Origin of the sequence: Pantoea sp. USHLN256 (assembly GCF_037149875.1) — a bacterium.
GTDB lineage: Bacteria > Pseudomonadota > Gammaproteobacteria > Enterobacterales > Enterobacteriaceae > Pantoea > Pantoea nemavictus.
Map to the genome: position 1 here is coordinate 16099 of NZ_JBBCQO010000002.1, position 17769 is coordinate 33867.

The following is a 17769-nucleotide window of genomic DNA, read 5'->3' on the forward strand; positions in this document are numbered from 1 at the left end:
GTTTGTGGTAAAAATTATTACCACAATCTAATTCATCTGTTGAAAATTTCCATCATTATTGTGATAGCTTTCACTTATGCCCTAATCTGCTGCACACTGTGCCGCATAAATGACGTGTAGAAGGAAGGTCGCCATGACGGACAATGAAAACATTTTGCTGCACCTGCGCCAGGCGTTGCCGGGCTATAGCCCAACGCTGCAAAAGTTGGGCGATTTTATTCTCACCGATGCGCAAAAAGTGTTGTATCTCACCATTACCGAGCTGGCGCGCGAAACGGAAACCAGTGAAGCCAGCGTGACGCGTTTGTGCCGTCATCTGGGCTGCAAGGGCTATACCGAATTCAAAATGGCGCTGGCGCTGGATGTGCAGCACAATCAGCCAGCAGCGATGGCCAGCGGTGACAGCATCGATATGCTGGTTGAGGAGACGGTGCAGGCGCTGCGTGATACCGGAAAATTCATCAACCGCGAGGTGCTGCAGCACGCGGTGGAGGCGCTGCATCAGGCCAAAACCATCCAGATTTATGGCGTGGCGGCCAGCGCGATTACCGGTGAATATCTGCATTATCGTCTTTTACGCCTGGGAAAATCGGCGCAATTATTTGGTGACATGCACCGCGCGGCGATGAATGCTTCGACGCTGCAAGAGGGCGATTTGGTCATCGCTATCTCGGCATCTGGCTCGACGAAGGATGTGATGCACGTGGTGAAAGTGGCGAAAAAGCAGCATGCGCGCGTGCTGATGCTGAGCAATACGCTGCGCAGTCCGATGGGCAATTTAGCCGATATGTTGCTGGTGGCGGCGCGTCCGGAAGGGCCATTCAACGCGGGCGCGTTGAGCGGCAAAGTGGGCGCGATGATGCTGGTAGAAGTGTTGATTAATGAATTAATGACGCACGATGCGCGTTACCTGGCGGCCAGCCAGCAAACGGCCAGCGCAACCTTGCCGATGCTGATCTGAGTTATATGCTTGACGGTCGCCATGAATGGCGACCCTTCGAACTTGTAGGGTGCGCATTTATGCGCACCGTTTCAAATCACTCGCTCGCTAACGCCGCGACCGGATCCATCCGCGCGGCTTTGCGGGCGGGCAGATAGCCAAAAATCATGCCGATGATAGTGGAACAGGCAAACGCTGCACCCGCCGATTGCCATGAGAATATCGCGGTGATCATGCCACCTGCCAGCAAGCTGATGATAGGGCCAATCACCAACGCCAGCGCCACGCCGAGCGATCCGCCGACTAAACACACCAACACCGCTTCAATCATAAACTGCTGCATGATATCGCCGCGTCGCGCGCCCACCGCCATGCGCACGCCGATTTCATGGGTACGCTCCGTTACCGACACCAGCATAATATTCATTACGCCAATGCTGCCGATCATCAACGCAATTGAGGCCACCAGCAGAATTAACAAGGTAAGCGTTGCCGCCGCATCCTCGATGGCTTTGCGATATTTGTCGCGGTTGAACATCAGGAAATCTTTAGTGCCGTGACGTGCCGTCAGCAGTTGCGTCAGCGATTCGACAGCCGGGCCGCTCACCACATCCTCTTTTAACTTAATGCTGATGCTGGTAAGCGCGGTTTGTCCGCTGATGCGATACATCACGGTGCTCCATGGCAGCCATACGCTAAGGCGATTAGGCGACATGCCATCATTATTATCCGCCACGCCAATTACGCGCACTGGCACCGACCCCAGCACGATCATCTTGCCAACCGGACTATCAGCCTGTTCGCCAAACAGCTTATTGCGCGTGTTGGTATCAATGATGATCTCCTGGCGCGCATGCCGTTCGTCGCTGAAGTTGCTGCCTTCCAGCAGCTTAATGCCCTGAATCTGGAAGTAGTCTTTGCCGACGCCGTACACCGAGGTTTTCGACGAGTTGGAGAGATAGCGAATCGGCTGGCTGGCGATCATCTCCGGGCTTACCGCGGCGACAAACTGCTGACGCGCGATCACTTCCGCATCCGCCATCACCAGCGTTAGCACCGGATGCGCCTCATCCTCAACGAAATCACCGCCGGCATACACCGACACCACGTTGGTGCCGAGCCCGGAAATGCTCTCGAGGGTTTTTTGCCGCGCGCCCTGGCCGAGCGCCACCACCGTCACCACCGCCGCAATGCCAAAAATAATGCCGGTCATGGTTAATGCGGTACGCAGCCGATGGGCGTTCATGGCATTCAGCGCCATGCGCAACGATTCGCGTAAGCGGTCAATCAATCCGCGCAGTTTGCTGTGACTTTTGCGGGCAGCAGGGACGTAACGCGCGCGCGCGGCATCCTGTTTGCGGCCGCTATCGGCAAAAATCTCGCCATCCTGAATCTCGATAATACGATCGGCGTGCTGCGCCACTTTCATGTCGTGCGTCACGATGATCACCGTATGACCTTCGCGATTGAGATCGTGCAGGATGCGCAGCACTTCCTCGCCAGAGTGTGAATCCAGCGCGCCGGTGGGTTCATCGGCGAGGATAATTTCGGCACCGTTAATCAGCGCACGCGCAATACTCACGCGCTGCTGCTGGCCGCCGGAGAGTTCGCCCGGCTTGTGGTGTTCGCGGCCCTGTAAGCCTAAACGTGCCAGCAGATCTGCCGCACGCTGCTGGCGCGCCTTGCCCTGAAGATTGGCGTAGATAGCCGGGATTTCAACGTTACTCAACGCGCTGAGGTCCGGCATCAAGTGATAGCGCTGGAAGATAAAGCCAATATGCTCACGACGCACTTTCGCCAGCGCATCCGGCGACAAGCTGGCGGTATTCTGCCCGCTGATCAAATAGTCGCCGCTGTCCGGCGCATCCAGGCAGCCGAGAATATTCAGTAGCGTGGATTTTCCCGAACCGGACGGGCCGATGATCGCCACGAGTTCACCGCTGGCGATGCTCAGATTGATGTCTTTCAGCACATGCAGGGATTGCGAACCGTTAACATAGCTGCGCTGGATGTTTTTCAGTTCGATAATATTCACATTAGCACCTTGTCAGCGCCCGCAGTCTGGGTGGCAAGGATCACTTTTTCCCCGGCTTTTAAGCCGCTCAACACCTGAATGTCCACGCTGTCGGAAATGCCGGTGGTGATGGTGCGTTTCACCGGTTTGTTATCCTGGTCCGGGATTTCGACGTAGGTTTTGCCATCGGCATCTCTCTTCGTCGCCTGCACCGGCACCAGCAAGGTGTTTTTTGCTGCATCACGCAGCAGGTTGACCTGCGCGGTCATGGAGATGCGCAGCGCATTGTCCGGGTTGGGCACATCAAGCAGGGCGTTGTAATAGACTGCGGCGTTGGTGCTGCTGCTCGGCGTGCTTTCGCTATTGCCCATCAGCGCATCATCTTTCATCACCGATTCGGGAGCCAGTTCGAGACTGCGCAGCGTGGCGTTATAGCGTTTGTCCGGATTCGAGAAGGTGGTGAACCACGCCTTTTGCCCGGGCTGCACATTATTGATATCCGCCTCGGAGATTTGCACTTTGATGGTCATGGTGCCCAGCTGCGCCAGTTTGGCGATTGTTGGCGCGGTTTGTACCGCATTCACCGTCTGACCTTGCCTGGTGACAATAGCGACCACGGTGCCATCCATCGGCGCCATGATGCGCGTATAGCCGAGATCGAGCTGCTTCTTATCAACCTCAATTTGTGCCTGAATCACGCGCGCTTTCTGTGCCGTCAGCTCCGCCTGCGCAATGCTCCAGGCTTCCGCCGCTTGATCAAAATCCTGGCGAGATACCGCATTGGTTTTAATCATCTGTTGCAGACGTTTGAATTGTGCGTCCTGCCGTAACAGCGTGGCTTCTCGCGTCGCTAAATCAGCTTGCGCCACGCTGAGTGCCGCCTGTGCATTGCGCAAATCGCTGCGCTGCGGCTGATCGTCTATCTCGGCGATCAGCTGGCCTTTAGTGACGTTATCGCCTGTCTTGATATAGAGCTTTTTTACCTGACCAGAAACCTGCGCGCCGACATTAACGCGCTCAACCGCGTCCATTTTGCCGGTTGCAGCAATGACGTTTTCGATATCGCCCTGGCGCACCACGGCGGTGACGACGGTATTCGGTTTATTGCGCGACCCAGAGAAATGCCAGATCAGTAGCAGGAGAATGACAGCAGCGAGTGCGGCTAAAAGCCACTTTTTAGAAATAGTCAGCATAAGCGTCCCTTTTATGAAGTGAGAATCATAATCACTTACGGCAATAATCAGGAGTAAATTTTCCGTTATTTTTCTACGTTACCGAATAGAAACCCCCGCTGAGTTGTTTACAGCTTATCTGAGCCACTTTTGACTCAGGACAACTCGGTGTTACATGCCATTCCGTGAGGAAAAATGATGAAGGCGATAATGAAGTTGCTCGCCGCTTAAAAGACGATCATTACGCCATCCATGGCGACCTGATTTACCTGTTCATAACTTACAGGCCGAGCTGGGCTTTAAGCATCGCAATCTCCTCACGCCACAGCGCCTGTAACGCTGGTTTTTGATGCTTCGGTTTGCGCGTTAGATCCTCCTCCAGCTTGCTTTCGACCTCCAGCAGCGCCAGCAGCAGAGCATCCTCATCCGCTGCCTGTGATATTTCCCGTAAGTCAGCCTGAGAAGGCGCAAAGGTGATTTCCGCTTGCTCAGCCCGCAGGCGCGAGGTGACCGCCTCAAAATCATGCCACTCGCTGAGTTGCCGATCTTCAATCAACCAAAAGCGATTACAGCTGTTAGCGATTAACTGGCGATCGTGTGATACCAGCAAAACTGCGCCGTCGAACTGAGTTAGCGCTTCCGCCAGCTCCTCCTTGCCCACCATATCCAAATGGTTGGTGGGTTCATCCAGCAACAGTAACGAATAACGCGCCAGGGTTAATCCAACAAACATCAGCCGCGAACGCTCCCCGCCGCTCAGTGAACCAATCAGCTGTTGATGGCGTAGATAGGGGAATCCAGCCGCGATCAGCGCCATTTTGCGCTGTTCGTCGCTGAGCGGCGCGAAATGAGCCAGCGCGTCACTCAGCGTATCCGCATCGCGCAGCTGATGTAGACCTTGGTCGTAGTAGCCAAGACGCGCACGCGGATGAAACAGCGCGCTGTCGGTTTGCTGATATTCCCGCCATAAGTGCCGCAGCAACGATGATTTGCCCGAACCGTTGCGTCCGACAATCGCCACGCGATCGCCACTTTTCACCTGCAGCAGCGGTAACGAAAACAGCGCAGGCGCGTCTGCGGCAGGCCGAATCGTCATCTCAGGCAGCGCCAGCACGCGATCGGCCTCCAGCGCTTCACCGTGCAGCTGCAGCCGCCACAAGGATCCTTCACTCAGCGTGGTTTGCGCCTCTTTCAACCAACTGGCGCGCTTCTCCATTTGCTGAGCTTTGCGTGACAAACCTTCGTTATCGTAAGTGCGTCCCCAAATCGCCAGACGTTTGGCGCTTTTCTCGACGCGATCGATCTCCTTCTGCTCAGCCTGAAAGCGTTGCGCGTCGGCTGCATCTTGTTCAAGTAACGCCTGACGTGCGGCCGTGCAGGGCAGGCGGAAGAGTTGCAGTCCCTTATCACGCAGAATCCAGCTGCAGTTGGTAACGCTATCCAGCAAGCTGCTGTCATGCGAAACCAGCACAAAACTGCCGCTCCAACGGGTAAGAAAGTTTTCCAGCCATAGCAGTGTTGGCAGGTCAAGGTGGTTGCTGGGTTCATCCAGTAGCAGCAGATCCGGCTGGAGGACCAGCGCCCGCGCCAGCAGCAAACGCATATGCTGGCCGCCGCTCAGCGCGGCGACGGTTTGTAACTGTTGCTGCTCGCTAAAACCGAGGCTGCCGAGCAGCGCTTCGGCGCGCCAGCCATCGCGCTGTTCTGGCAAACGCGCCATTACGGCATCGAGCAGTGAAGCAGTATGCAGTTCAGCAGGCAGATGCTGCTCAATACGCGCCAGCAAACAGTGATTGGACTGGGTAATGCTGCCGTGGCTGGCTGCCAGTTCGCCGCTGAGGATTTTTAGCAAGGTGCTTTTGCCGGTGCCGTTATCACCCAGCAAACCGATGCGGTCGCCTTTTTTTAGGCTGAAATGGATATCGTGAAACAGGGCACCGAAGGCGTTATCGAAGCCGACAGCGTGGGCGGAAAGTAGAGTGCTCATGTGCTTACTCATAAGTTGCAGGCGCAAAAAAGCCTGACGTCATAGAAAAGCTGACGACAACCCAGAGAGTAAAGATATTCAGAAAACTTCGCTCAGGGCGGATTATCGCAGCACGAGTGCGGCAATGCCTGAGCGCGGCCAATTACTATAAAAGTGTGAGTAAATAAACAATTCACACGCGGGCATAGTAATCCTCCTTAGTTATCAGTAAGTGAAAAGATGGGCCGATAATAGTGGCGAAAAGCGGCACTTTCCAGTCAAAAATACCAGAAGTGTGGTGGCGCTCGCTATGACGTACCGGACAGGGCGCAGGCATCGATAATGAGCCCGGTCGGTAAAAATCGGCGTCAGATGTCTTCTGCAAAACTCCAGCAAAACTCTTCTGCAAAACTGGTTGAAAATTGAGCAGATTTTAGACTTGGAATTTTCATAGATGGCAGATCATAAGAACGTGGGGAAGGCCGCTTTGTGTTAAAGCGGACGTGATCGACGACCCGAGTAATCAATATATCAAGTTATGTATCCAGTCTTAATAATGGAGGATATTGATGAGTAAGTAATACCCGAACCCCGCAAGACAAAAGAAATATGGTGTGGTGATAAAAATAAAAAGAGGATATACCTAAAGTTTCATCCTCTTTATTGAAAAAATATAAATCACTTTATCTCGGGATAATCCGTATATCCTGCGACACCACCGCCATAATAGGTCGCCGTGTCTGCATTGTTTAGTGTAGCCCCTGTTTTAATACGGCTGACGAAGTCCGGGTTAGCCAGAATCATTTGGCCGTAAGATTCCAGTTCGGCAAGTCCCGACTGGATATCATCGCCAATCCTTTCTCTGCTGTTCCCTGGGCGATTCAGTATCAGCGTCTGAGTCCATAACGCCCGCAATTCACCCAACAATGTCTCATTGCCCATATGCATAATATGCAGGTAGCTAAGTCCGAGCTTATTCAGCTCAGCAACCAGGTAACGATAAAGCGCCGGACCTTCTTCACCTTCATTAATACCCCAAATCTGGCTGCCGGGGGAAAGACGTATGGCGGTTTTGTCTGCACCAATCTCTTCTGCAATGGCTGCCGCCACCTCCAGCGCAAAACGTGCACGATTTTCAATCGAGCCGCCATATTCATCGCTGCGCTGGTTGGCGCTGGCCGCTAAAAACTGGTGTATCAGATAGGCATTAGCGCCGTGGATTTCCACACCGTCGGCACCGGCCTCAACAGCTCGCCGTGCCGCATAGCGGAAATCAGCAATCGTGTTGTGGATTTCGTCCGTTGTCAGTTCGCGAGGCACCGGAATATCCCGCATGCCGGTAGCAGTAAAAATCTGCACGCCGGGGGCAATAGCAGAAGGTGCCACGCCCTGACGATGGTGTGGCGTATTGTCAGGATGATTCATACGGCCGGTATGCATGAGCTGGATGAACAAATGCCCGTCCTTATTGTGAACGGCTGAAACAATTTTTTTCCAGCCGGCCACGTGCGCGTCGGTGTAAATACCGGGCGTCATTAAGTAACCCTGTCCGTCATCGCTGGGCTGCGTCCCTTCTGCAACGATAAGACCCACGTCGGCGCGCTGTGCGTAGTATTCAACTGCAAGCTCAGCCGGCGTGCCATCATATTCCGCACGGCTTCGGGTCATGGGAGCCATCACCAGACGGTTGTTCAGCGTTAAATGCCCAAGTTTGAGCGGGGTAAATAATTTATCCATTTTTCTTTTCCTGTGCCTGCTAAGAGGATAGGGTGCTAAAACAGCGCTGTATTAATAAATAAAATTAATACAGATATTCTGCCGTGATGCATGGTCACGCAAATAACTTCATCTATATTTTTTTACATCGAAATGAAAAATAATCCCGGATGTAGCGTGTTAAAAATCATCCAGCGTCGGTAAGTAAAAAATTAAAAATGCTCTGCTCACCCATTAAAATGAAAAAAATGAATGAGCTCCCTGTGATTTTTTATAAATGCTATTACAGGCGCGGGCGCGTATTTCCACTGAACATACCACCACAAAAAATTTTTGCCGCCGGGTCAGTGGTGAAGAGCACAAGATCAGTGGTCTTCAGCGCGGTGACGGTGTGAACGTCGTCGCCTTCGATTATAATGCTCTCACCCGTTTTAAGAGGGGTTTCACCTATCCTTGCTGCGCCTTGAAAGACATATAGCAGGCGCACCACGTTACTGACCGGGACAGCCGGCAGCTTCAGTTCGCCACCTTCACCAAGCCGTGCGTCCTGTACCCACGTTTGAGAACGAAAAGTTAACGGCGCATTTTCAGGGCCGGCAATCAGCCGCCAGATATTGTCACTGTAAGGCGTACCAAAGTCATGGAACTGAACCTGTGGTGTCAGGTCGGGTTCTGAGGGGCGAATGAAAATCTGCAAACACTGCATTGACTCGCCTTGTTCACCCAGAATGCGCTCCTCATGCTGAAAGGTATGCCCTGCGTTCATGAGCATCAGCCGGCTATCAGAAATTTCTTCCTCATTACCGACCGTGTCCAGATGCAGCATTCTGCCTTTACGGATATAGGTGAGAATTTCATCATCCTTATGAGGATGCATTGAAATTACCGTTCCGGCTTTGACGTTTGCTTGATCAATACGTCCTATTGCACCAATACCACTGTCGCCTGAATTCTGCACCATGCCCGGCCAGAGAATATCGATACCGAAACCGCCGGAGCCATGCTGATGTTTACTGCTGTTTTCTATTTTAAGCATTGTCATTACCCTTATGTCCGGGAACGCAGACCCGCACGGAGGGCGCAAAACGCTGCCGAACGGGCCCTTGGTTTATTCTTTACTGAAAGGATTCCATTAATACCTGGACCAGTTTCTCTCCCTGAGGTGTTGCCCAGCTTCCTGCCAGCTCAGCAATCAGCTGGTTGGTTGTGGTGAGGGTAATACCATTTTTGTCCATACGGCGGAGCGCAATGTCATCAGCCATTTTGGTTGGTGAGGCACCGGCATCAGCAACGACCTGCACGTCAAAGCCAGCTGCAACCAGTGTCAGTGCCGGGTATACCGTACAGACGTCATTGGTGACACCCGCAATAATCAGCTTCTTTCTGCCGGTGGCTTTAACCGCGCCGGCAAAGTTCTCATCGTCCATGGCGTTTACGATTCCCAGACGCTTGATTCGAGCTTCAAACTCTTCCGGCAGAATGGTTTTCAGTTCTTCAACCAGCGGACCTTGCGCATGCTCTTCCATGCTTGAGGTCAGCACCACCGGCATTTTAAGAATTGCAGTAGATTTGGCCAGCATCAGCGCATTACGTTTTAACTCTTCAAAAGGCATAGATTTGGCCCAGCCCATAGTGCCGACCTGATGGTCAATTAACAGCATGGCAGCATTGTCAGCAGTGAATTTTTCAAAGCTCATGATAATTATCCTGTAGATTTAGTTTAAGCACCTGATAATTAATACTTTTATCAGGATTAATGCAGGGTTTTATTCATCTCTCCTGCGAATGATTAAATTATATCCTGTTGTTTTTTGGGATAAATAGCTAATATCAGAATTGAATATTCCACATATGGCACAATTAAGATGGAACTTCTCAATCACATGTCTTACTTTGTCGAGGTCGTCAAAGCTCACAGTTTTCGTGGTGCGGCTGAAGCCCTCGGCATGCCTAATTCCACGCTGTCCCGTAAAATTAACGAGCTTGAAAAGTTTATTGGCCTCAGACTATTACACAGGACAACGCGTAAGATTGAGTTGACTGAAGCCGGTCAGATTTATTACGAACGAAGCCGGCGCATCATTGATGAAGCGCGTCTGGCGCATGAACAGCTGGGTTCCCTCCTGGCTCAGCCACAGGGCATGTTGAGGGTCTCTTTACCGGCCGATTTTGCGGTGATTACTCTTGCGCCCTTTATTAAAGAATTCGCAGACTTTTATCCGGGTATCAGCTTTGATTTTGATTTAACGCCGAGAAATGTTGATTTGGTGTCGGAGCCCTATGATCTGGCTGTTCGCATGGGGAGCCTGCCCGATTCAGGCCTCATTGCGCGTAAGCTCGGATCGCTTTCGCGTAGCCTTTACGCATCCCCCGACTATCTGGTTCAGAATGGCACTCCCGGCAGCCCTGATGAGCTGAAGGATCATGAATGTATTGGTATGAGGCAGGATAAGCCCGGTTACTGGCAATTACATCGCGAAGAAAGTCGAATTAGCCTTAGAATTTCCGGGCGTTTTCAGATGAACAGCATTGGTATGATGCGTCGTTTTGCCTCCATTGGAGCAGGCATTGCGATTCTGCCTGACAAAATTGTCTGGGAAGACGTTACGGATAATAAACTGACCCGGGTTTTGCCTGGCTGGAAGGCTGAAGCTGTCACGATTTATGCTCTCACTGAAACGCGACTGCTACCGGCGAAAACTCAGGTGTTTATTGAATTTATGCGTGAGAAGCTGAGCGAGCAAGCTGACTGACACGCGTTGCGTTGCTCCCGGTCATACTCATTAAAGTTACCGGGGTAGGATTATTTACCGCTGATTAAACCCACCATAACGGCTTCAGCAATCAGCTTGAATTGAAAGCTGACCAGAATCGATCGTGCCAGGGCTGTTATCTCTGTAAGATCCGTATCGCTACATAAACCGTCACCTTTTACGAGCCTGTTATTCCCCGCCCCGATTGCTCCTTCTGCCACATAGAGGAAGGTCCTATTAAACCGTAGCAATTTGAAGCTGTATGTGGAGACATCGCCGTGATTATAAGCGAATATACGTAAAACTATTTCTTATCAGCGCAGGTTTCCCATTGTAGTTAACACCAAAGATAGGCACCTTCCCTGGTGCAGCAATTGACTATTTTCCCTCAAAAAAATCATCTGGAAGTTGGCCCGGCGGCATATTGATCACAGCATCATTATCAGGCCCTTCGTTTTTCATATAGGTTACCCGGGCGAATTCAGGGATAACAACATAAGGGTAGGCCGGACCCTCATCACGGAAACGATGCATATCTTCAATAAATTCATTTTGATAACAAATGGTTTTTTCTGGATGCTGGCCTTCGCCCGCAATCCATTGAGGGAAGAAGATGGTGCCATGGATAATTTTTCTTTCCAGGTCAAATAACAGACTCACGCAGGTTCCTGTCGGTTCATGCCAGTCGACTTTATAAATGCCTGGCGCAAACTGCACGGCATTCATTTTCTGATTCGTCACCCATCTTCCACCAACTAATCCCTGGTGGATACGATAATCACAGGTATTGTTATTACGTGCATACCATTCGTATTTCCATCCATTGTCATATGTATAAACAAAATGAGTTCCGACAAATGCAGATAAATCTGTTGATATATCGTTTACTGATTCGCTTGACATAACGACCTCATATTATCTCTATGTAGTGGCTAAGTTTATGAATTTTCCACGATGTACATACACATACCGCTTGTATGAAGAATTTATAATATGGCCAGTTCTGATTTTTTTCAATTTTGTTGTCTATAAAATGAATCATATGTGACACCGTTTTATGCGAACTCAAGTGGATTAGTAATCGAAATGTGTTTCCGGTCTCGCTTGCAGCGTGAGAACTTCTCCTGCCTCAATCTGTCCCTCTAGCTTGCCGCCATGCCAGGCAGCCATTCTTGTCAGGTCAGTGAGTGAGGTATAAACGTCATGGCGGCTAGCTGATATTTTTGTAGCGTGATGTAATGTAACCATTATATTCCTCTCTGTTTGCAGGGATTCATCGTAGGGGCTCCGAATAAACAGTATAGGTTCAGTTTGAGCATTGGTTTCCTCTGACTTAAGATAACAACACCTTTATCATTAAAAAATGAAATTCATTAATACACACTATATAAAACTTCCATTTTAATATGTAAAATTCACTCTTCCCCATGCAGCACGTTATAATAGGAATTCACAAATATCATTTCACTCGATTACAATTTACTTGTTCATCAAAATTATACAGAAATTTGTCGGGATTAAAAAAGTGAACTAAAACATAACAGGGAGAATTAAATTTATTCACGGAGGAAAATCATGTTCCAGGCAGTAACACCTGACAAATCCAGTGAAAATGAAACAATAGTTAATATTGACGATATGCGTGTAAAGCCACTTTCAGTAGGAAACCTCACTATCAAGCACGGCAAACCGGCTATCATCGTGTCATTAACCGGTGAAGATGACGAAACGCTATTAAACCAGGCCAGCCAACTCGCTAACAATCAACATGTTCAAATAGCAGAACTGCGCGTTGATACTCACCAGAATGCATTAGATGCAGACCAGATCGCTCAACTTGGAATAGCTGTACGCGATCGCCTCCATGGAAAGCCTTTATTGCTGACATTGCGCACCAGCAAAGAAGGGGGAAATTGTGAGGTTGATGATCAGGCTTACCTGGCGCTTTATAAGCGATGGTTAGCGGTGGGATTTGCTGATCTCATTGACATCGAAATGCGCACAGGCGAACGCATAACCCGGGAAATTATCGACGAAGCCCACCGCCGGGATGTTGCCGTTATCATCTCATTTCACGATTTTAAGTCGACGCCTCCCTCGCCAGCGCTTCTGGAGAGTCTTGAATGGCAGGATGCTCAGGGTGCAGATATTTTGAAAATCGCAGCTATGCCGCATTCGTCCGAAGATGTCATCCGACTGCTTGAGGTTACCAGGCAAATGAGAGAGCAATCCGATAAACCGCTGCTGACCATGTCCATGGGCGATCTCGGCAAGCTATCACGCGCGGCAGGCGAACTATTTGGCAGTAATTTAACGTTTGCCAGTCAGGGTGTCGCATTAGCGCCGGGTCAGCTTAGCGTTGAGACATTATCTGACATGCTCGATGCACTACATCTACCGGAAGGGCGCGATTAAGCTTTATCAGCGGTATCCATGCATTAGCTTCATGAGGTGCCGCCACAGTTGTTGTTTCCTCTCTAGATTAACGCCTCTGATTTCATCGTTGCCGACGACTTGGTGCCAAAAGCGGGCATTTCAAAGTCAGCGTGTTAAATTTGAACGCTGCTATCGTTTGTTTAAAACAGGAGTTAACAGGTGAAGATCGACTGGCATAGTTCTTCATTAACACGTTATACAATCGTGGATAAAGACTACAAAAACACACAAAACGTTCGCCGTTTCATGGTTGATGAGTGGAAGCGCAGGCATTCCCTTTAGGGTAGGAACGTCAGGTCTTCGCTCATAACAGACAATCGTTAATGCGTGAAACTAAGCGCGATGGTTCTTCAAAAAACAAGCTTTTTCAATTCGAAAGCCCGTACCAGGCATGCTTCTTTTCACTCACTCGGTGGTAGGAGCACCAGGATTGTTCAGTTTGGAGGCAGTGAATAATGATCAATATTTATTAAAACCCTGTTGCCATGATGAATGCCCAGCTATGTAAAGTATTGATCAAAAACCCATACAGGGATTGAGCATGAAAGACAGTAATGATTGATTCTAAAATGACAATTGGCACGAAATGCGTGTTAGACATTAACGATTTCTGGAACGGCAGTAAGTTAAAATCAACACTTCTTCCAACATCACTTAATGTGTTTTCTCAGCGTGTGTTAAATTATCATTACCACTTATATAAGATGAGAGTCATATTGCCTTATGTTTTATATAATGATCATTCTTAGTGAGGAAAGGCATGTCAGATATCTAATTTCATTTCATACTTAGATGTAGAGTATTTAGCAGGTGATGATTTATTAGCAAGTTTGATTAAATCCAACGCACGTAAACATTGAAGCCGTGAATATGATAATGGGTTCTGCTTATTCAACTGTGGCTGGATGTGTCTACAATAAGTCACCCAATGAGCACCCATACCATAAGCTTTATAAGTAAAAATCTGACTAATTAGGGTATGCAAAAAAATGATGTTGAAGTAATGGCTTATCAGAATGTTACCATGGGGAAGGGCTCCACTGGGTCTGCATAAGGAAAATAATAATCATAATTAAAACAGTTGTAAGGGCGGACAATAGTAGATACCGCATCACTGGCCTCCAGTCTGAATGTCAATGTTGTAGCAGTGATCAGAAGTTTAGCACTAAATTACTTTTGTTCATTTTTTTGGACTAAAAGATCTCATCGGAATGAAAAAAACGCGCAAGTCGATGTTATAAGGTATGTTTTTGACAGCATAGTTCACAACATTTTTCTGACCGATGTATAACGACTTACTGATTTTTTCATTCACATATGTCTCTAACAAGGTGCGGCGTATATTTGAATCTTTCAAATTATACGGAGAAAAGTATGAAAAGGGCAATCGCGTACCTTCGGTTTTCATTTCTAGAGCAGGTTCAGGGCGATTCAGTCAGAAGACAAAAGAAGCTAATTGAGGAATGGCTGAAATATTGAACTGGCACCGGATGTCACGGAATTAACACAAAGAGCTTCGGAACTGTCGGCTGAGATAAGCTCTTTAAAAAATCCCATGGCTGATATACAAAGCGATAGCGATTTCAGACAAACTGCTGCATTGAATGTTTTGAATATAACGGACAGGAAAGAGTCAGGCAATAGCACGAAACATAATTAAAGATATTAAACTAGATGTGAGCTCTAAAACGTGTGATATCTACCTGCATAATGGAATGAAGGTACTAAATTACCCTTTTACAAAGTCAACGGGATGGTCATCAATCCTTGATGCAATGGCCTGGCTTGAGCAGACCGAAGTTATATTGTAAATCATTAACCTCCTGCTTTATTAAAATAAAAATCCCTCACGGCTATAAATGTAGCTGCTTATTTTTAACGTACTATTAATACAGATTGCATATGCGAATTAACTGATTTAGGGATGTCATTTTTTGATTGATTATCAACCGATTTTTTCTACAAATGACAACTAACATACTGATGTTTAAATGATTGGCGATATCGCAAAGGGGTATTAACCTGGGGGTTTATGATGGATTATGCTTTTAAAACAATGGCTTGCTTGGTTATTTGAAGCCTTTAAAAGTGTGAGTAAATAAACAATACTCACGGCAGCATAGTAATCCTCCTTAGTTATCAGTAAGTGAAAAGATGGGCCGATGATAACGGGGCTGTACCTGTTTTCCAGTACCATAACTTCTTTGTGAGTCATTAAGCATGGGGCTTCTCGCGCCGTCCTTGCGCCAAAATGTGCTAACTATCACATTTAATGAAATTTCTTTTTAGTGAGCATGACGCTTTCAGCGTTAAAGGGGGTAGATATGTCACGCTTTGTGACATGATAGGCATCATAGTTATCGCATCAGGATATTTAAATAAATGTTCGACGCCAAAAAACTCTCTCAGCTAAACGCGCTTGAAAGTAGCGTGCACAACTATATTATCAAGAACATTAACGCGGTTATTTATATGACGATACGGGAGTTGGCAGATAATTCTGGTGTCTCTACCGCGACGGTTCTGCGATTCTGTAAAAAAATGGATTTCAAAGGTTACTCGGAACTTAAAGCGAGCATGAAGTTGCAGTTGCGCAAAAACAGCACCTTACTTATTCCTCATGGTGCTGAAGAAATAATGACGTTCTTTAAAAGCATTAGAAACGATGAGTTTGAAGAGCTGATTACCCATGCGGCAGGACACATTCGTGATGCCGAGCGGGTGTTCTTTGCCGGCGCAGGCAGCTCCGGGACGCTTGGCAGGTATGGTGCGCGTTTTTTCTCAAATATTGGCAAGTTCAGTAATCACATTGATGATCCCTATTATCCTGTGAGTACCGATATGGTACAGAGTTCAGTAGCCATCGTGCTCTCCGTTTCCGGAGAAACCCCTGAAATTTTGAAGCTTGCCCGACAGTTTGTTATTCATAAGTGCAAAGTTATTGCTATTACCTGTAAGGCTGATTCAACCCTGGCGAAGCTGTCAGACTTTATTATTCCCTATCACGTGTCGCGCATTTTGGTTGACAATGAATACGATATTACGACTCAGGTTCCGGTTATTTTTATTCTTGAATCCATTGGTCGAAAATTAGTGGTAAATAATGTCAGTGAGCTGTCACGTGGTGTGACATTTTTGTAATTAAAGACCCGCAACAACATATTGTGACCAGGTGACATTGCCGAAGCGTTTTTCTAACATTGCCGGATTAGTTCGCTCCTGATGGGCAAATTTCCCTCTGGCAATGGAAAAATAACATGGCAATAAATTATGCGGATTCTGCGAAAGAGATCGTAAGACTGATTGGTGGCGATAATAATGTGATAAGTATCACGCACTGTGCCACGCGTCTGAGATTTGTGCTTAAAGATTATTCTCAGGTTGAAGTCGAATCACTGAAGCGGGTAAAAGGGGTGATTACCGCCATGCAGGCTAGCGGCCAGATGCAGGTGGTGATCGGTAATCACGTCGGTGATGCTTACCGTGAGGTTCAGAATTTACTCACCATTGATGAAAATGCTGCGATAGAGCCTCCCAACGTGGGCATTGTCAGCCGCATCATGGATATTATCTCCAGCATATTCGCGCCTTTTCTTTATCCGCTGGCCGCCTGTGGCGTGTTGCAGGGCATTATTTCACTTCTTACCGCCATCGACGTAATGGATCCAGCGGGTGGCACCTATCGCATCCTTAATTATGTTTCCTGGACCGGCTTTACCTTCCTTCCGGTAATGGTTGCTTTTACGGCGGCAAAAAAATTCAATGTAAATCCGTTCACGGCAGTGATTTCCGCCTGTGCGCTGGTGTCGCCGGATTACCTGAATATGTTGACGGCCAACAAAATCCTGACAGCTAACTCGGCCGATCCCACAGTGCAGGCGTTAATGAAGAGCGCGGTGGAAAATCCCGCCATCTCCAGGGTGCTGGTTGAGATTGCCGGCATTCCGCTTGATGCCGCACCGCTGACCTTTATGGGGTTGCCGGTACAGTATCTGAGTTATACCTCGTCCGTTATCCCGATCATTTTGATGGTCTGGGGCATGTCTTATGTTCAGCGTTTCTTTGAGCGTGTCCTTCCCCTGGTGATCAGAAACCTGTTCACGCCAATGTTCTGCATCGCCATCATGGTGCCGCTGACGCTGCTGGCATTTGGTCCCATCGGCAACATGATTGGTGGCGCTATCGGCGGGGTCTACAACACCCTTTATCACCTGAGCCCCGCTATTGCTGGATTTGTTGTGGGTGCCCTGTGGATGCCTCTGGTGACGTTAGGCGTGCACTGGGGGATCACGCCCGTTACCGTCGGGAACTACGCAACCTTGGGCTACGACACCTTTACTGGACTGCAAGCTTCCGCGGTATTTGGCATGGCGGGCGCGGTGCTGGGTGTCTACCTGAAAGCGAAGGATGCTGAGCTTAAGCGTATGGCGTTATCGGCGGGCGTGACCGCACTGTTTGGCATAACCGAACCCGCCATCTATGGTGTTGCACTGCGCCTTAAGCGGCCGATGATTTGTGGCTGCCTGGCCGGTGCTGCTGGCGGCGTCATTGCCGGAGCCTTCAACGCGGTGTCCTGGAGCTACTGTATTCCTGGCATTGCCGTTCTACCGGTGTTCTTCAAAGAAGGGCATATGACGCAGTTTCTCGGATTCCTGGTATCGATAGTCGTGGCATTCATGCTGGGCATTCTGTTCACCTGGGTAGCAGGATTCAAAGAACAGAGCGAAGCAGACGTTCGCGCCATGCCTCAGCCAGGTACCATCTGAATTAAT

The 17769-nt window shown here is 48.9% G+C and carries 13 protein-coding genes and 1 pseudogene; 7 read left to right on the forward strand and 7 right to left on the reverse strand.

Going from position 1 to position 17769, the window contains the following annotated elements; genetic code table 11:
* Positions 1–133 precede the first annotated feature (133 nt).
* Positions 134–961, forward strand: coding sequence for a MurR/RpiR family transcriptional regulator (locus WFL93_RS05300; protein ID WP_007890143.1), 828 nt, complete (start codon positions 134–136; stop codon positions 959–961).
* Between the two features lie 76 nt (positions 962–1037).
* On the opposite strand, the gene WFL93_RS05305 is transcribed toward WFL93_RS05300, so the two are convergent.
* The 6 genes from WFL93_RS05305 to WFL93_RS05330 form a co-directional block, all read right to left on the reverse strand.
* Positions 1038–2975, reverse strand: coding sequence for a MacB family efflux pump subunit (locus WFL93_RS05305; RefSeq protein WP_336777415.1), 1938 nt, complete (start codon positions 2973–2975; stop codon positions 1038–1040).
* Positions 2972–4147 carry an efflux RND transporter periplasmic adaptor subunit gene (locus tag WFL93_RS05310; protein ID WP_336777416.1) on the reverse strand — a complete coding sequence of 392 codons (1176 nt, stop codon included), beginning with the start codon at positions 4145–4147 and terminating at the stop codon, positions 2972–2974. Before WFL93_RS05310 ends, WFL93_RS05305 begins: the two co-directional genes overlap by 4 nt.
* A gap of 259 nt (positions 4148–4406) precedes the next feature.
* Entirely contained in the window at positions 4407–6113 is a 1707-nt protein-coding gene (locus WFL93_RS05315) for an ABC-F family ATP-binding cassette domain-containing protein (protein WP_336777417.1), read from the reverse strand.
* 657 nt (positions 6114–6770) lie between these two features.
* On the reverse strand, positions 6771–7829 hold the full coding sequence (locus WFL93_RS05320) for an alkene reductase (RefSeq protein WP_336777418.1): 1059 nt from the start codon (positions 7827–7829) through the stop codon (positions 6771–6773).
* A 262-nt stretch (positions 7830–8091) separates the two neighbouring features.
* Positions 8092–8844, reverse strand: a complete 753-nt coding sequence (locus tag WFL93_RS05325) for a pirin family protein (RefSeq protein WP_336777419.1) — start codon at positions 8842–8844, stop codon at positions 8092–8094.
* 79 nt (positions 8845–8923) lie between these two features.
* Positions 8924–9505: an isochorismatase family protein gene (locus tag WFL93_RS05330; protein ID WP_336777420.1), complete on the reverse strand. Its 582-nt coding sequence runs from the start codon at positions 9503–9505 to the stop codon at positions 8924–8926.
* 168 nt (positions 9506–9673) lie between these two features.
* Here WFL93_RS05330 and WFL93_RS05335 point away from each other — a divergent pair, with 168 nt between their 5' ends.
* On the forward strand, positions 9674–10561 hold the full coding sequence (locus tag WFL93_RS05335; protein WP_336777421.1) for a LysR family transcriptional regulator: 888 nt from the start codon (positions 9674–9676) through the stop codon (positions 10559–10561).
* A 378-nt stretch (positions 10562–10939) separates the two neighbouring features.
* Here the strand turns inward: WFL93_RS05335 and WFL93_RS05340 are convergent, their stop codons facing one another.
* Positions 10940–11464: a phenolic acid decarboxylase gene (locus tag WFL93_RS05340; RefSeq protein ID WP_336777422.1), complete on the reverse strand. Its 525-nt coding sequence runs from the start codon at positions 11462–11464 to the stop codon at positions 10940–10942.
* A gap of 672 nt (positions 11465–12136) precedes the next feature.
* On the opposite strand from WFL93_RS05340, the gene aroD reads away from it, so the two are divergent.
* From aroD to WFL93_RS05365, 5 genes and pseudogenes are all read left to right on the forward strand, one after another.
* Positions 12137–12976, forward strand: a complete 840-nt coding sequence (gene aroD, locus WFL93_RS05345; RefSeq protein WP_336777423.1) for a type I 3-dehydroquinate dehydratase — start codon at positions 12137–12139, stop codon at positions 12974–12976.
* Between the two features lie 180 nt (positions 12977–13156).
* Positions 13157–13279 carry a DUF6434 domain-containing protein gene (locus WFL93_RS05350; protein ID WP_442955879.1) on the forward strand — a complete coding sequence of 41 codons (123 nt, stop codon included), beginning with the start codon at positions 13157–13159 and terminating at the stop codon, positions 13277–13279.
* 1092 nt (positions 13280–14371) lie between these two features.
* Positions 14372–14470: pseudogene (locus WFL93_RS05355) on the forward strand (hypothetical protein); the annotation flags it as partial.
* Positions 14471–15379: 909 nt separating this feature from the next.
* The gene (locus tag WFL93_RS05360) at positions 15380–16138 is read left to right on the forward strand and encodes a MurR/RpiR family transcriptional regulator (RefSeq protein WP_336777424.1); all 759 of its coding nucleotides are present in this window, start codon (positions 15380–15382) and stop codon (positions 16136–16138) included.
* Positions 16139–16254: 116 nt separating this feature from the next.
* A complete protein-coding gene (locus tag WFL93_RS05365) occupies positions 16255–17763 on the forward strand; it encodes a PTS transporter subunit EIIC (RefSeq protein WP_336777425.1) in 1509 nt (502 codons plus the stop codon).
* Positions 17764–17769 lie beyond the last annotated feature (6 nt).

Coding starts and splice junctions, on each gene's coding strand:
- WFL93_RS05300 (WP_007890143.1), top strand. CDS start 134: ATGACGGACAATGAAAACATTTTGCTGCACCTGCGCCAGGCGTTGCCG.
- WFL93_RS05310 (WP_336777416.1), bottom strand. CDS start 4,147: ATGCTGACTATTTCTAAAAAGTGGCTTTTAGCCGCACTCGCTGCTGTC.
- WFL93_RS05315 (WP_336777417.1), bottom strand. CDS start 6,113: ATGAGCACTCTACTTTCCGCCCACGCTGTCGGCTTCGATAACGCCTTC.
- WFL93_RS05320 (WP_336777418.1), bottom strand. CDS start 7,829: ATGGATAAATTATTTACCCCGCTCAAACTTGGGCATTTAACGCTGAAC.
- WFL93_RS05325 (WP_336777419.1), bottom strand. CDS start 8,844: ATGCTTAAAATAGAAAACAGCAGTAAACATCAGCATGGCTCCGGCGGT.
- WFL93_RS05330 (WP_336777420.1), bottom strand. CDS start 9,505: ATGAGCTTTGAAAAATTCACTGCTGACAATGCTGCCATGCTGTTAATT.
- WFL93_RS05335 (WP_336777421.1), top strand. CDS start 9,674: ATGGAACTTCTCAATCACATGTCTTACTTTGTCGAGGTCGTCAAAGCT.
- WFL93_RS05340 (WP_336777422.1), bottom strand. CDS start 11,464: ATGTCAAGCGAATCAGTAAACGATATATCAACAGATTTATCTGCATTT.
- aroD (WP_336777423.1), top strand. CDS start 12,137: ATGTTCCAGGCAGTAACACCTGACAAATCCAGTGAAAATGAAACAATA.
- WFL93_RS05360 (WP_336777424.1), top strand. CDS start 15,380: ATGTTCGACGCCAAAAAACTCTCTCAGCTAAACGCGCTTGAAAGTAGC.
- WFL93_RS05365 (WP_336777425.1), top strand. CDS start 16,255: ATGGCAATAAATTATGCGGATTCTGCGAAAGAGATCGTAAGACTGATT.